Genomic DNA, 12,185 nt, shown 5'->3' on the forward strand with positions numbered 1-12,185 from the left:
CATCCCAAGGAAGTCTTCGATGCGCGTCGTGTTCATGGGCACGCCGGATTTTGCCGTGCCGACGCTGGCGCGCCTCCACGCCGACGGCCATGCCATCGTCGCCGTCTACACCCGCGCGCCGGCGAAGGCCGGGCGCGGCATGGCCCTGAAGGCCTCACCCGTCCAGGTGATGGCCGAGAGCCTCCGCGCGCCGGTGCTGACGCCCGCCACCCTGAAGACGCCGGAGGCCGTCGCGGCCTTCCGGTCGCACGCGGCCGATGTCGCGGTGGTGGTGGCCTATGGGATGCTCCTGCCGCAGGCGATCCTCGACCTGCCGCGCCACGGCTGCCTCAACCTGCACGGCTCCCTGCTGCCGCGCTGGCGCGGCGCCGCTCCGATCCAGCGCGCCGTGATGGCGGGCGACGCGGAAAGCGGTGTCGGCGTGATGCGGATGGAAGCCGGCCTCGACACCGGCCCGGTGGCCCTGGAGGCGCGCCTGCCGATCGCGCCCGGCATGAGCGCCGGCGCCCTGCACGACGCCCTGATGCCCCTCGGCGCCGACCTGATGGCGCGAGCCCTCGCCGACCTGGAGCGCAGCGGCCTGACGTTCACGCCGCAAGCCGGCGAGGGCGTCGCCTACGCGCACAAGATCACCAACGCCGAGGCGCGGATCGACTGGACCCGTCCGGCCGACGAAGTCGCCAACCACATCAACGGGCTGGCGCCCTTCCCCGGCGCCTTCTTCGAAGTCGATCTCGGCAAGGGCATCGAGCGCGTGAAGGTCCTGGGCGCCATCGCGACGGACGGCGCAGGCGCCCCCGGCACCATCCTCGACGGGGCCTGCACCCTCGCCTGCGGGACAGGCGCCGTCCGCCTCACGGCCCTGCGCCGCGCCGGCAAGGGCGGTGCGGCCGACGGGCCGGAGTTCCTGCGGGGCGCGCGCTTGGCGCCCGGCGCATCCCTCAGCGCCTGATGCCGCGCTACAAGCTCGTCATCGAGTACGACGGCAGCCCCTTCTGCGGCTGGCAGCGCCAGACCGCCCAACCCTCCGTGCAAGGTGCCATCGAGACGGCGGTGACGCGCTTTTCCGGCGAGACCGCCGGACTCACCTGCGCGGGCCGGACCGATACGGGGGTCCACGCCACGCATCAGGTCGCGCATCTCGACCTCGCCAAGGCATGGCGCACGGACGTGGTGCGCGACGCCGTCAACGCGCACCTGCGCCCGCACCCGGTCTCGATCCTGAGTGCCGAGATCGTCGCGCCGGCGTTCAACGCCCGCCATTCCGCTTTCCGGCGGCACTACCGCTACCGCATCCTCAACCGGCGCAGCCCGGCGGCCCTGACCCGCGGACAGGTCTGGCAGGTGCCGTGGCCCCTCGATGTCGGCCTGATGCAGGCGGCCGCCCGCCCGTTGCTGGGCTGCCACGACTTCACCGCCTTCCGCGCCGCCGAGTGCCAGGCGAAGAGCCCGATCCGCACCCTGGAGCAGCTCGACGTCGCGCTGCAGCCCATGGGCCATTTCGAGGAAATCGTGGTGGCGGCCTCCGCACGCTCGTTCCTGCACCACCAAGTCCGGGGATTGGTCGGCACCCTCGTGCTGGCGGGCTCCGGCAAGATCACGGCCGACGACGTCGCCGACATCCTGGCGAGCCGCGACCGCAGCCGCTGCGGGCCACTGGCGCCGTCGTGTGGATTGACGCTGGTGGGAGTGGATTACCCGGGGGCAGTAGAGTCTTACGGAGACAGCCCTCGGGTTGCCGAGTCGAAGTAAGCCGCGATCACCCGCGTGTAGATCGCGGTCAGCCGGTTCAGGTCGGCCACGGCCACACACTCGTCGGTCTGGTGCATGGTTTCGCCGACGAGGCCGAATTCGATGACCGGGCAGGCGTCCTTGATGAAGCGGGCGTCCGAGGTGCCGCCCGTGGTCGAGAGTTTCGGCACCCGGCCGGTCTCCGTTTCGATGGCGGCGGAGACGAGGTCGGTGAAGGCGTCGGGTTCCGTGAGGAAGGCGGGGGAGTTCGAGGGCTGCAGGTCGAGGCTGTAGCGCACGGCGTTGCCGGCGGCCCGCTCCAGACGGTCGCGGATTTCGGCGCCAAGCGTCTCGGCCGTCCAGCCCTCGTTGAAGCGGACGTTGAAGGTCGCCCGCGCCTCCGCCGGGATGACGTTGGTGGCCGGGTTGCCGACGTCGAGGGTGGTGAATTCGAGGTTCGAGGCGTCGAAGTGCCGGGTGCCGCCATCGAGCGGCGCGGCCAGCAGCGCGCCCGCGAGGCGCATCATCCCGGGAATCGGGTTCTCGGCCCGGTGGGGGTAGGCGACATGCCCCTGTCGGCCATGGACCGTGAGCTTGCCCGTGAGCGACCCGCGTCGGCCGATCTTGATCATGTCGCCGAGGCGTTCCGGGTTGGTCGGCTCGCCGAGCAGGCAATGGTCGAAGCGCTCGCCGCGTGCCCGCGCCCAGTCCAACAGCTTCACCGTGCCGTTGATGGCCGGCCCCTCCTCGTCGCCGGTGATGAGGAAGCCGAGGGAGCCGGAAAAGGCGGGGCCGACGGCGTCGAGGTAGTCGAGGGCGGCGGCGAGCATGCAGGCGATGCCGCCCTTCATGTCGACGGCACCGCGCCCGTAGAGGATGCCGTCGGCCACCGTCCCGGCGAATGGCCCGTGGCGCCAGGCCGCGACCTCCCCCGTCGGCACCACGTCGGTGTGGCCGGCAAACAGCAGGTAGGGGGTCCCGGTGCCGATGCGGGCGTAGAGGTTGTCGATGTCGGGCGTCCCGGATTCGGAAAAGCGCGGCCGGTGGACCGTGAAGCCGGCCGCCTCCAGCACGCCGCCGAGCCAATCGAGGGCGCCGCCCTCCTCCGGCGTCACGGACGGGCAGCGGATCAGGGCCTGGGCCAGGCCGAGCGGTGAACGGTCGAGGGAATCGGGCACGGGCCAAGCTCGCGGCGGGATCAGGTCTCCACGGCCATAGGCGCGGTCCGCAGAGCGCGCAAATCACGGGGCTTCCGGTGGCGGGTCGCGGGGTTTATCTCCCGGTCATGGCCCTGTCATCCGATGAAGTCGAACGCTACGCCCGCCACCTCGTCCTGCGCGAGGTCGGCGGACCGGGCCAGGCCCGCCTCAAAGCGGCGCGCATCCTCGTAGTCGGGGCCGGCGGGCTCGGCGCGCCCCTAATCCAGTATCTGGCGGCCGCCGGCATCGGCACGATCGGGGTCGTCGACGACGACACCGTGTCCCTGTCGAACCTCCAGCGGCAGGTGATCCACGGCACGCCGGATCTCGGCCGGCCGAAGGTCGAGAGCGCGGCCGACGCCGTCGCCCGGCTCAACCCGCACGTCGCGTTCGCGGCGCATCCCTTTCGGTTGACGGCGGAGAATGCCGGCGATCTCATCGCCCGCTACGACCTCGTCGCCGACGGCTCGGACAATTTCGCCACACGCTACGCCGTTTCGGACGCGTGCTTCCACGCCCGGCGCCCCCTGGTGACGGCGGCGCTGGGCCAGTTCGACGGCTCGCTCACTACCATCCGGGCGCACGAGACCGGGCCGGACGGGCGTCCGAACCCGACCTATCGCTGCCTGTTCCCGAGTCCGCCGCCGCCCGGTTCCGTGCCGGCCTGCGCCGAGGCCGGGGTCCTGGGCGCACTTGCCGGCATCATGGGCTCGCTCATGGCCCTGGAGGTGATCCGCGCGGTGACGGATTTCGGCGAGCCCCTGGTCGGGCGCCTGCTCATGGTCGACGCCCGCTCCATGCGGTTCGAAACCCTCGGCTACGCCTGGGACGATGCGAACCCGTTGAGCGGAACAACGTGAGTCGTCACGCCACTTTATCGAGGCAGCACTTCTTGAACTTCTTGCCGCTGCCGCACGGGCACGGATCGTTGCGCCCGACATCCTTGAATGGATTGCGCACGGGCTGGCCCGCATCCTCCGCCGTCCAGGCGAGATCCGCGACGGGATCGTCGATGGTGCCGTAGCGGCGCGGATCGAAGCGGGCGAGGTCGTCGGGTTTGGCCTCGGCTTGGCGCAGGGTGGTGCGGAACCACGGCGCGTCGCTGAACTCGTCGGTGAGGCGCCCGTCCTTGCGCGCGGCCGCGGAGCGGGGCGCCAGATCGCGAAACCCCAGCAGCGCGATGGTCTCCTCCCACCCGACCCAGCCGATATCGCCCTCGACGGCCACCCGCTTGTCGTCGAAGCGCACGAGGAGGTCGTGGGTCGCCTGCCGGTCGACGCGACCGGTCTGGGTCAGGAAGGTCAGGGCCGCGAAGGCTTCGTTCCGCACGAAATCGTCGAGGGTGCTGTCGAGGAGGAGCGTGTGGAGCGGGGCCGCGTCCCCGTCGAAGACGCTGACGAGGATGCGGGCGAGCGTGATCGTCACCGCGTCGCCCAGGAGGGCGTCGAGGGTATCGCCGTCCTGATGCAGCAGGCGCACCAGGGGGGCGAACGCGCGGGTGTCGCGGGCGGCGGCGAGAACGTGCAGGCCGTAGAACAACAGGTTGGCGTCGGCCTCCGACACTTCGGCGCCGTCCACGGGCCCGGCCAGCGCGCGCAGGACCTCGTCGGCGATGGAGTCCGGCGCCGCGACGGCCTTGCGAAGTTCGGCGGCCGGGAGATACTCGGCCGCCGAAAGGGCCTCGACGAGGGTGGGGTCGATCATGGCGGGGCTCCGTTGTTCCAGGATCAGGCGCGCAGGGTCGCGCCGGTCTTGCGGCCGACCTCGGCGACGATCTTGGCCGTCACCGCCTCGATCTCCGCATCCGTCAGGGTACGCTCGACGGGCTGGAGGCGCACGGCGATGGCCACGGACTTCGAGCCCTCCGGAATGCCGACGCCCTCGTAGATGTCGAACACGTCAATGCCGGCAATGAGCTTGCGCTCGGCCGCCTGCGCCGCCTTCACCACCTCGCCCGCCGCCACGTCGCGGGGCACCACGAAAGCGAAGTCCCGCGAGACGGGCTGGAAGTCGGAGAGCGCCAGGGCCGGCTTCACTTTCGTCGGCCGGTACTTCGGCAGGGGTACGCCGTCGAGGGTGATCTCGAAGGCGACGATCTGCCCCTTGAGGTCCAGGGCCTTCATCACGCGCGGGTGGATCTCGCCGAAATACCCGACGGGATTCTTCGGCCCGAACTGCAGGGTGCCGGAGCGGCCGGGATGCAGCCAGTCCGGACCGCCGGCCACCACCTGCAGGCCGCCCGTGGGGATGCCGAAGGCGGCGAGCAGTGCCAGGGCGTCGGCCTTGGCGTCAAACGCATCCACCGGAGCGGCGGCACCATCCCAATGACGTCCGCCGCCGAGATGGCCGGCGGTGGCCCGCCGGATCGCCGTGGCACGGATGGCCTGGCCCTCGGGCTGGTCGCTCTCGAAGCACTGCCCGACCTCGAACAGGGCCACATCGGCGAGACCGCGGTCGGCGTTGCGCTGGGCGGCGCGCAGGAGGCCGGGCACGAGGCTCGGGCGCATGTCGGACAGATCCGCCGCGATGGGATTGGCGAGAACGAGATCCGCCCGGCCGCCGCCGAACAGCACCGCGTCGTCGTGGGGAATGAACGACCACGTCACCGCCTCGACGAGGCCGCGCGCTGCCAGCGCCCGCTTGGCGAGGCGCGTGCGCTTCTGGATCACCGTCAGCACGGGCTTGCCGACCTGGGCCTCGATGCGCGGGAGGGGCTTCGGCTCGATGCGATCGAGGCCGGCGATGCGGATGATCTCCTCGACGAGGTCGGCCTTGCCCTCGACATCGGCGCGCCAGGACGGGGTGAGCACCTTCACCCGGTCGCCGCTGCCGGCGACGTGAAAGCCCAACGCCTCCAGGGTCACCTTCATCTCGGCCCGCGACAGTTCGAGACCGGCCAGACGCCGGGTCTCTGTCCAGGGGAAATCGATGACCCGCTCGGTCTCGGGCGGCTCACCGACGATGACGGGCTGGCTCGGGGTGCCGCCGCAGATCTCGAGGACGAGGCGGGTGGCGAGATCGAGGCCCGGCAGGGTGAAGGCCGGATCGACGCCGCGCTCGAAGCGGTAGCGCGCATCGGTGATGATCCCGAGGCGCCGCCCGCTCTGGGCGATGTTCACCGGGTCCCACAGGGCGGATTCGATGAGAACGTCTACGGTGCCGGCATCGCAGCCGGAGGCTTCGCCGCCGATGATGCCGCCGATGGATTCCACGCCGTTGCCGTCGGCGATGACGACGGTGTCGTCGGTGAGGGCGTAGGTCTTGCCGTCGAGCGCCTTGAGTTCCTCGCCGTCGCGGGCACGGCGCACGATGAGGCCGCCCACCACCTTGGCGGCGTCGAAGACGTGCAGGGGCCGGCCCCGGTCGAAGGTCAGGTAGTTGGTGATGTCGACGAGGGCGTTGATCGGGCGCAGGCCGATGGCGCGCAGGCGCGCCTGCATCCAGTCCGGCGACGGACCGTTCCGGACGCCGGTGACGCGGCGCAGGGTGAAGTATGGGCACAGGCCGCGATCGGCCGGCTCGAAGTCGAGGGTGACGGTCACCGGACAGGCCCCCTCCCCGCGCACGGGCGGCTGGGCCTTGTGCTTGAGGCCACCGAGGCCGGTGGCGGCCAGATCGCGGGCGATGCCGTGGATCGAGGTGCAGTCGGCCCGGTTGGGCGTCAGGTTGATCTCGACGATCGGATCGTCGAGGCCGGCATAGACGGCGTAAGGCTGGCCCGTCGGCGCGTCCTCCGGCAGATCGAGGATGCCGTCGTGATCGTCGCCGAGGCCGAGTTCGCCCCCCGAGCACAGCATGCCCCGGCTCTCGACGCCGCGAATGGTACCGACCGACAGGGTGATGGCCTTGCCGGGCACGTAGGTGCCGGGCGGGGCGAACACCGTCTTCATGCCGGCTCGGGCGTTCGGCGCCCCGCAGACCACCTGTACGGGCTGTCCGTCGCCGGCATCGACGGAGCAGACGCGCAGGCGATCGGCGTTCGGGTGCTGCTCGGCCGTGAGCACGTGGGCGACCACGTAGGGCTTCAGGCTCGCCGCCTTGTCCTCGATGCCCTCGACCTCGAGGCCGATGCGCGTCAGCGTCTCGGAGATGGTGTCGAGGGAGGCCTCGGCGTCGAGGTGATCCTTGAGCCAGGAGAGGGTGAATTTCATGGGCCTGGGTATCCGTCGATGGGGTCAGGAACGGCGCGGTTTTGCGATGAGCAGAACGGCCAGCTTCCGATAGGTCGCCTTGGGCAGTGTCTCGATGAGATCGATGGCTTCCTCTGCCTGCGCGATGCGCGCCAGGGTCTCCGCCTTGTTGGTTGCGAAAGGTCGCGGGTCGTAGTCGGCGGTATGGCGCTCCTTGATCAAGTCGCGCAGGATCTCACCGATGCGTCGGACTTCCGGGCCGAGGCTTGCGACCTCGGGCGTGGCGAAACGCTTCTTGGCGTCCTGATGCTCGAGAGAGCGATAGATCGGCTCGAAGCTCTCCCACGGCGTGTTCCACCCCACGAGGCCGTCGGCCGTGAGGTAGCAGACAGCGTGGAACACAGCGTAATACGAATCGCTCACAGAGCGCCGGAGGGCGGTCTGGTTCGGCCGGGTGGGGCCGCTTTCCAAACGGGCGTGAGCGGATTGGATCAGCTCTCGAACGATCCGATGTTTGATCTGCCTCATCAGTGTGGCGGCGCCAATTCGTCGACATCGTCGGACAACGGCTCCGGTTCGCCTGGAAGCCGGTAGGAGACGTACGGGAAGCGCTCTTCGCCGAGTGCTGTCAAAGCATCGTGCAACTGACCACGCGCTTCGACGAGGGCCTTGCCGTTGACGATGTTCGAGCCCGGCTCGAAATATGCGTCGATGAAGAACGCTTTGTCGCCATCCTGATCAAAGCCGGACAGGACGGACGCGCGTGAAAAGCCCAGTGGTCCGAGAACCTTCGAGAAGATCGGCTCAGCAAGCTTCAGAACTTCGGCGTCGGTCAGCATCGCGATCTCCCTGCTCCACGCCCCATTGAGTTACCCCGTCAGTCCCGCGACGAGACTCGGGATATCCAGCGGCCGGAAGCCGTAATGGTCGAGCCAGCGCACGTCGGCCTCGAAGAACGGGCGCAGGTCAGGCATGCCGTATTTGAGCATGGCGATGCGGTCGATGCCCATGCCGAAGGCGAAGCCCTGGACGCTGTCGGGATCGAGGCCGCAATTCCGCAGGACGTTCGGGTGGACCATGCCGCAGCCGAGAATTTCGAGCCAGTCGGTGCCCTCGCCGAAGCGGATATCGCCGCCTTTTCGCGAGCACTGGATGTCCACCTCCGCCGAGGGTTCGGTGAAGGGGAAGAACGACGGGCGGAAGCGCATCTTCACGGCCTCGACCTCGAAGAAGGTCCGGCAGAACTCCTCCAGCACCCACTTCAGGTTGGCGATGTTGGCCGTCTTGTCGATGACGAGGCCTTCGACCTGATGGAACATCGGCGTGTGGGTCTGGTCGGAATCGTGGCGGTAGGTCCGGCCCGGGCAGATCACCCGGATCGGCGGCTGCTGGGCGCGCATGGTGCGGATCTGCACCGGTGAGGTGTGGGTCCGGAGCACCTTGCGCTGGCCGTTGCGGTCGGGGGCCAGGAAGAAGGTGTCGTGCATTTCGCGCGCCGGGTGGCCGGGCGGAAAGTTGAGGGCCGTGAAGTTGTAGTCGTCGGTCTCGATGTCCGGACCTTCGGCGACGGAAAAGCCCATATCGGCGAAGATCGCCGCGATCTCGTCCATGACTTGGCTGATGGGGTGGATGCGCCCGCGCGCCTCCGGCGCCTCGCGCACGGGCAGGGTCACGTCGATGCGCTCGGCGGACAGGCGTGCGGTGAGGGCCGCCTCGGCGAGGGCTTCGCGGCGGGTGGACAGCGCGCCCTGCACCCGATCGCGGAGGCCGTTGATGAGGGGACCGCGCGCCTTGCGCTCGTCGGGCGTCATGGCGCCCAGGGTCTTGAGCAGTTCGGAGACCGAACCCTTCTTGCCGAGCGCCGCCACGCGCACGGCGTCGAGGGAAGCTTCGTCGGACGCGGCCGCGACTTCTGCGAGAAGATCGCCTTCGAGGGTGTCGAGATCGGTCATCGGTTCAACTCACCGGCTGCGGCGCGGCCCCGTGGGGGTCAGGCGGTCATGGGCGGGGGTTTTGCGGGTCGAGGCCGCCTTGGCAAGCCGTCGCCCCTCGGAAAAGACCGGGCCCATGTCAGGAAAACGACTGGAAAAACAGAAAGGCGCGGCGCCCATGCGGGGCCGCGCCTTGTCCGTAAGATTCCGACCCGGGGGCCGAACGGCTGGCTTAGGCTGCCTTGGCGACGTCCTGCAGGGAGGCCTTGGCCTTCTCGACCACGGCGGCGAAGGTCGCCGGCTCGTGGATGGCGAGTTCGGACAGGGCCTTGCGGTCGACCTCGATGCCGGACTTGGAGAGCGCGTTGATGAAGCGCGAATAGGTCAGGCCATGCTCGCGGACGGCGGCGTTGAGGCGCTGGATCCAGAGGGCACGGAACGTGCGCTTCTTATTCTTACGATCGCGGTAGGCATACTGCATGCCCTTCTCGACCGCCTGCTTGGCGATCCGGATCGTATTCTTGCGGCGACCGTAATAACCACGGGCGGCCTTGAGGACTTTCTTGTGCTTCGCGTGACTGGTCACGCCGCGCTTGACGCGGGCCATATGGAGTCTCCTGGATCAGAAAAAGCAGTTCGGCGGGTGAAAGAAGGCTTACCGGCTGTTCGGCAAAAAATACTTCTTCACGTTGGCGGCATCGCCCTCGAACAGGGTGGTGGTGCCGCGCAGGTTGCGGATCTGCTTCGTCGTCCGCTTGATCATCCCGTGGCGCTTGCCGGCCTGGGCGTACATGACCTTACCGGTGCCGGTGATCTTGAAGCGCTTCTTCGCGCCCGACTTGGTTTTCAGCTTGGGCATTTGGCTCTCCTGAACGCGCACGCACCCCGATCCGGGTGGGATCGAAGGTGATGCGCTCGGTTGATGCTTCTGATGGAGCAGCACGAACCGCCACGGCAGCCCGATCGGCCGGGCGGTTCAACGCGAGGCGGCGTATGACAGAAAAGCGACGCGGTTTCAATCCTGCACGGGATCGTCAATCCCGCGCGAGGGCCCGGACCACGTCGCCTTCCGTCACCTCCGCCATGGGTCTGGTGATCTTCACGGCCCGGGTCGGCCGCCCGGGGGGCATGAGCAAAAGAATCGTCTCCATGCCGGGACAGGCCGGATCGGCGCAGACGATCTCGTTGACCTTGACCACGCCGTCCGCGCCGAGGCCGGCGGCCGCGCGCGCCCAGGCGAGGATGGCCTCCCGCACCGCCCCGTCGGCCGGCAGCGGCCGGCGCCAGAATCCCAACAGGGCCACCCCGTCAGCCCGGAAGGGTGAGGAGGCCGGCGGCGCCATCGGCGCAGCCGAAGCCGAGGCGGGCGCCGCGCGCGTCCCAGGCGAGCGCCGTGACGCCGCTGCCCTTCACCGCCGGGCGCACCAGGAGTTCGGATCCGTCGGCGAAGCGCACGAGCAGGATGCAGCCGTCCTCGTAGCCGATGGCGAGCACGAGGGCCTTGGGGTGGAACGCCACCCGCGAGACCCGGGCCGGGCGCACGCCGCATTCGCGCGGGGCCTTGCCGGTGGGGCCTTCCTTGGAATCGAACGGCCAGATGATGGCGGCTTCCGCCCCCCCCGTGGCGAGCCAGTCGCCGTCGCCGGACCACGCCACGGAGCGGACCTTGCCGGGATAGCCCGACATCCGCATGTGGCCCCGGTCGGGCTGGAGGCGCCAGCCGTGCAGGGCGTTCTCCTGCATCGTCGTGACGACGAAGCGGCCGTCCGGCGACCAGGTCACGTCGATATGCGAGCCCTTCCACTCGACGAAGTCGGGCGCGGTTTCGAGGTTCGGGTACCACAGGGTGGCGCCGTTGTAGTGCGAGACGGCGAGGCGATACCCCTTCGGGGCGAAGGCGAGGCCGCGGGCCGTGGACGGCGCGGCGAACACCTTCTCGCGGCCCTTGGCGTCGCGGGCCACGACGTTGCGGCCGGCGCCGTACGCGATGGCGCCGTCGGGATGGAGGGCGAGCGCATCGATCCAGGCCCCGCCTTTGGCGACGGCCACCTCGACGGCATCCCCGTCGGGCGAAGTCGCCACCACGCGGCCGTCGTCTCCCCCGGTGACGATCCGGCGTCCATCGCCGGCGGCGACCAGGATGGCGCCGTCCGGGTGTGATTCGATCCGGCGGACCTCGCCCCGGCCGGCGAGGAGAACGGCGCCGTCGCCGAGCGCCAGGGCCAGGGTGTCCTTCAGCCACACGGCGGCGGTGACGTGGGCCCCGGCCGCGATGGGGGTGACGTGATCGAGGAGGGAGGGGGCGGTCTCGGCCATCCGGCGGGAATCTCTCGTCACACGGTTTCGATGGGCGCGGGGGCCACGGGCCTCACAGGGCGGGCGCGCCGAAGAACGCGCGCCGCGCCGTCAGGATCGTGGCGACGAGCGCCAGGATACCGGCGATGCCGGCGGGAATGGCCAGGGCATACAACGCCAGGCGCCCGTAGGCGACCGTTCCGGCGAGGGACCCGACGAGGAGGGCGAACCACACAACCCCGTCTCCGACCCAGGCGTAGCGGGCCCCGCGCCGGGCGAGGGCCAAAGCGAGCTTCTGGCCGAAGCTGAACAGTGCGCCGGTGACGAAGGTGGTCCCGGCGCGAAAGCCCTGGACGTGGGACAGGACGGCATTCTGCGCGCCCATGGCGAGCGCCAGCATGAGGGACGCGAGCCCCGAATCCGGCGCGGCCACACCGGCCTCGAAGGCGGCGGCGATGATGGCCGCCTCGAAGCCGAGTATCACCGGCGTGCTCCAGCGCGCAGGGGTCAGGGCCGATAGGGCGCCGCCGCAGATTCCCCCGAGGAGGAAGGCGAGGATGAGCAGGGCCGGCAACAGGGCGAGGTGGGGCTGGCCGTGCCCGAGGGCCACGGCGAACTGGGTGGTATTGCCGCTCATGAACGAAGTGTAGAGGCCGCCGAGCCGGATGAAGCCGAGGGCATCGACGTATCCGGCGAGCGCCGTGAGGATCAGGCCGAAGCCGAGGTGCCAGGGCCGCGTCACGGGTACCGTCCCTTCGCGTTCACCACCGGGCCGGCAAGGTTAAAGCTTTGAATACCAAGTCCGCGCAATTGGAGTGAACGCACTCGAACATCGCGCCGCCGCGGTCCGTTGGTTGGGTGATCCGGCACGGGACCGCGCGTCCCCCGCCGGGTGAGTA

General features: G+C 69.8%; 14 protein-coding genes. 3 read left to right on the forward strand and 11 right to left on the reverse strand.

Annotation, left to right across the window (positions count from 1 at the left end; all coding sequences use genetic code 11):
- Nucleotides 1-19: 19 nt before the first annotated feature.
- Nucleotides 20-952 carry a methionyl-tRNA formyltransferase gene (fmt, locus tag ASF28_RS02090; RefSeq protein ID WP_056087013.1) on the forward strand — a complete coding sequence of 311 codons (933 nt, stop codon included), beginning with the start codon at nucleotides 20-22 and terminating at the stop codon, nucleotides 950-952.
- Nucleotides 952-1,752, forward strand: coding sequence for a tRNA pseudouridine(38-40) synthase TruA (truA, locus tag ASF28_RS02095; protein WP_056087017.1), 801 nt, complete (start codon nucleotides 952-954; stop codon nucleotides 1,750-1,752). Before fmt ends, truA begins: the two co-directional genes overlap by 1 nt.
- Here the strand turns inward: truA and dapE are convergent.
- Complete coding sequence (gene dapE / locus ASF28_RS02100; RefSeq protein ID WP_056087020.1) at nucleotides 1,716-2,909, reverse strand: succinyl-diaminopimelate desuccinylase; 1,194 nt, start codon at nucleotides 2,907-2,909, stop codon at nucleotides 1,716-1,718. The genes truA and dapE overlap by 37 nt on opposite strands.
- Before the next feature lie 107 nt (nucleotides 2,910-3,016).
- Between dapE and ASF28_RS02105 the strand changes: the two genes are divergently transcribed.
- Nucleotides 3,017-3,790 (forward strand): HesA/MoeB/ThiF family protein, encoded by a 774-nt coding sequence (locus ASF28_RS02105; RefSeq protein ID WP_056087023.1) that lies wholly within the window; start codon nucleotides 3,017-3,019, stop codon nucleotides 3,788-3,790.
- 4 nt (nucleotides 3,791-3,794) lie between these two features.
- Here the strand turns inward: ASF28_RS02105 and ASF28_RS02110 are convergent, their stop codons facing one another.
- The 10 genes from ASF28_RS02110 to ASF28_RS02155 form a co-directional block, all read right to left on the reverse strand.
- Nucleotides 3,795-4,631 (reverse strand): DUF1186 domain-containing protein, encoded by an 837-nt coding sequence (locus ASF28_RS02110; protein ID WP_056091063.1) that lies wholly within the window; start codon nucleotides 4,629-4,631, stop codon nucleotides 3,795-3,797.
- Between the two features lie 26 nt (nucleotides 4,632-4,657).
- Nucleotides 4,658-7,081 carry a phenylalanine--tRNA ligase subunit beta gene (gene pheT, locus ASF28_RS02115; RefSeq protein WP_056087025.1) on the reverse strand — a complete coding sequence of 808 codons (2,424 nt, stop codon included), beginning with the start codon at nucleotides 7,079-7,081 and terminating at the stop codon, nucleotides 4,658-4,660.
- A 24-nt stretch (nucleotides 7,082-7,105) separates the two neighbouring features.
- Complete coding sequence (locus ASF28_RS02120; protein WP_157085274.1) at nucleotides 7,106-7,588, reverse strand: hypothetical protein; 483 nt, start codon at nucleotides 7,586-7,588, stop codon at nucleotides 7,106-7,108.
- Nucleotides 7,588-7,899: a hypothetical protein gene (locus tag ASF28_RS02125; protein WP_056087031.1), complete on the reverse strand. Its 312-nt coding sequence runs from the start codon at nucleotides 7,897-7,899 to the stop codon at nucleotides 7,588-7,590. Before ASF28_RS02125 ends, ASF28_RS02120 begins: the two co-directional genes overlap by 1 nt.
- Before the next feature lie 30 nt (nucleotides 7,900-7,929).
- Nucleotides 7,930-9,012: a phenylalanine--tRNA ligase subunit alpha gene (gene pheS, locus ASF28_RS02130; RefSeq protein WP_056087034.1), complete on the reverse strand. Its 1,083-nt coding sequence runs from the start codon at nucleotides 9,010-9,012 to the stop codon at nucleotides 7,930-7,932.
- 211 nt (nucleotides 9,013-9,223) lie between these two features.
- Nucleotides 9,224-9,598 carry a 50S ribosomal protein L20 gene (gene rplT / locus ASF28_RS02135; RefSeq protein WP_056087037.1) on the reverse strand — a complete coding sequence of 125 codons (375 nt, stop codon included), beginning with the start codon at nucleotides 9,596-9,598 and terminating at the stop codon, nucleotides 9,224-9,226.
- A 48-nt stretch (nucleotides 9,599-9,646) separates the two neighbouring features.
- Nucleotides 9,647-9,850, reverse strand: a complete 204-nt coding sequence (gene rpmI, locus ASF28_RS02140; protein ID WP_018044555.1) for a 50S ribosomal protein L35 — start codon at nucleotides 9,848-9,850, stop codon at nucleotides 9,647-9,649.
- A gap of 175 nt (nucleotides 9,851-10,025) precedes the next feature.
- Nucleotides 10,026-10,295 (reverse strand): hypothetical protein, encoded by a 270-nt coding sequence (locus ASF28_RS02145; RefSeq protein WP_056091065.1) that lies wholly within the window; start codon nucleotides 10,293-10,295, stop codon nucleotides 10,026-10,028.
- A 4-nt stretch (nucleotides 10,296-10,299) separates the two neighbouring features.
- Nucleotides 10,300-11,307, reverse strand: coding sequence for a WD40 repeat domain-containing protein (locus ASF28_RS02150; RefSeq protein ID WP_056087040.1), 1,008 nt, complete (start codon nucleotides 11,305-11,307; stop codon nucleotides 10,300-10,302).
- A 52-nt stretch (nucleotides 11,308-11,359) separates the two neighbouring features.
- Complete coding sequence (locus tag ASF28_RS02155) at nucleotides 11,360-12,028, reverse strand: YoaK family protein (protein WP_056087043.1); 669 nt, start codon at nucleotides 12,026-12,028, stop codon at nucleotides 11,360-11,362.
- Nucleotides 12,029-12,185 lie beyond the last annotated feature (157 nt).

The sequence above is a fragment of the Methylobacterium sp. Leaf99 genome (assembly GCF_001422375.1).
GTDB lineage: Bacteria > Pseudomonadota > Alphaproteobacteria > Rhizobiales > Beijerinckiaceae > Methylobacterium.

Bases quoted from the DNA above. Each gene is read 5' to 3' on its own strand.
- fmt (WP_056087013.1), top strand. From the start codon at position 20: ATGCGCGTCGTGTTCATGGGCACGCCGGATTTTGCCGTGCCGACGCTG.
- truA (WP_056087017.1), top strand. From the start codon at position 952: ATGCCGCGCTACAAGCTCGTCATCGAGTACGACGGCAGCCCCTTCTGC.
- ASF28_RS02105 (WP_056087023.1), top strand. From the start codon at position 3,017: ATGGCCCTGTCATCCGATGAAGTCGAACGCTACGCCCGCCACCTCGTC.
- pheT (WP_056087025.1), bottom strand. From the start codon at position 7,081: ATGAAATTCACCCTCTCCTGGCTCAAGGATCACCTCGACGCCGAGGCC.
- ASF28_RS02120 (WP_157085274.1), bottom strand. From the start codon at position 7,588: ATGAGGCAGATCAAACATCGGATCGTTCGAGAGCTGATCCAATCCGCT.
- ASF28_RS02125 (WP_056087031.1), bottom strand. From the start codon at position 7,899: ATGCTGACCGACGCCGAAGTTCTGAAGCTTGCTGAGCCGATCTTCTCG.
- pheS (WP_056087034.1), bottom strand. From the start codon at position 9,012: ATGACCGATCTCGACACCCTCGAAGGCGATCTTCTCGCAGAAGTCGCG.
- rplT (WP_056087037.1), bottom strand. From the start codon at position 9,598: ATGGCCCGCGTCAAGCGCGGCGTGACCAGTCACGCGAAGCACAAGAAA.
- rpmI (WP_018044555.1), bottom strand. From the start codon at position 9,850: ATGCCCAAGCTGAAAACCAAGTCGGGCGCGAAGAAGCGCTTCAAGATC.
- ASF28_RS02150 (WP_056087040.1), bottom strand. From the start codon at position 11,307: ATGGCCGAGACCGCCCCCTCCCTCCTCGATCACGTCACCCCCATCGCG.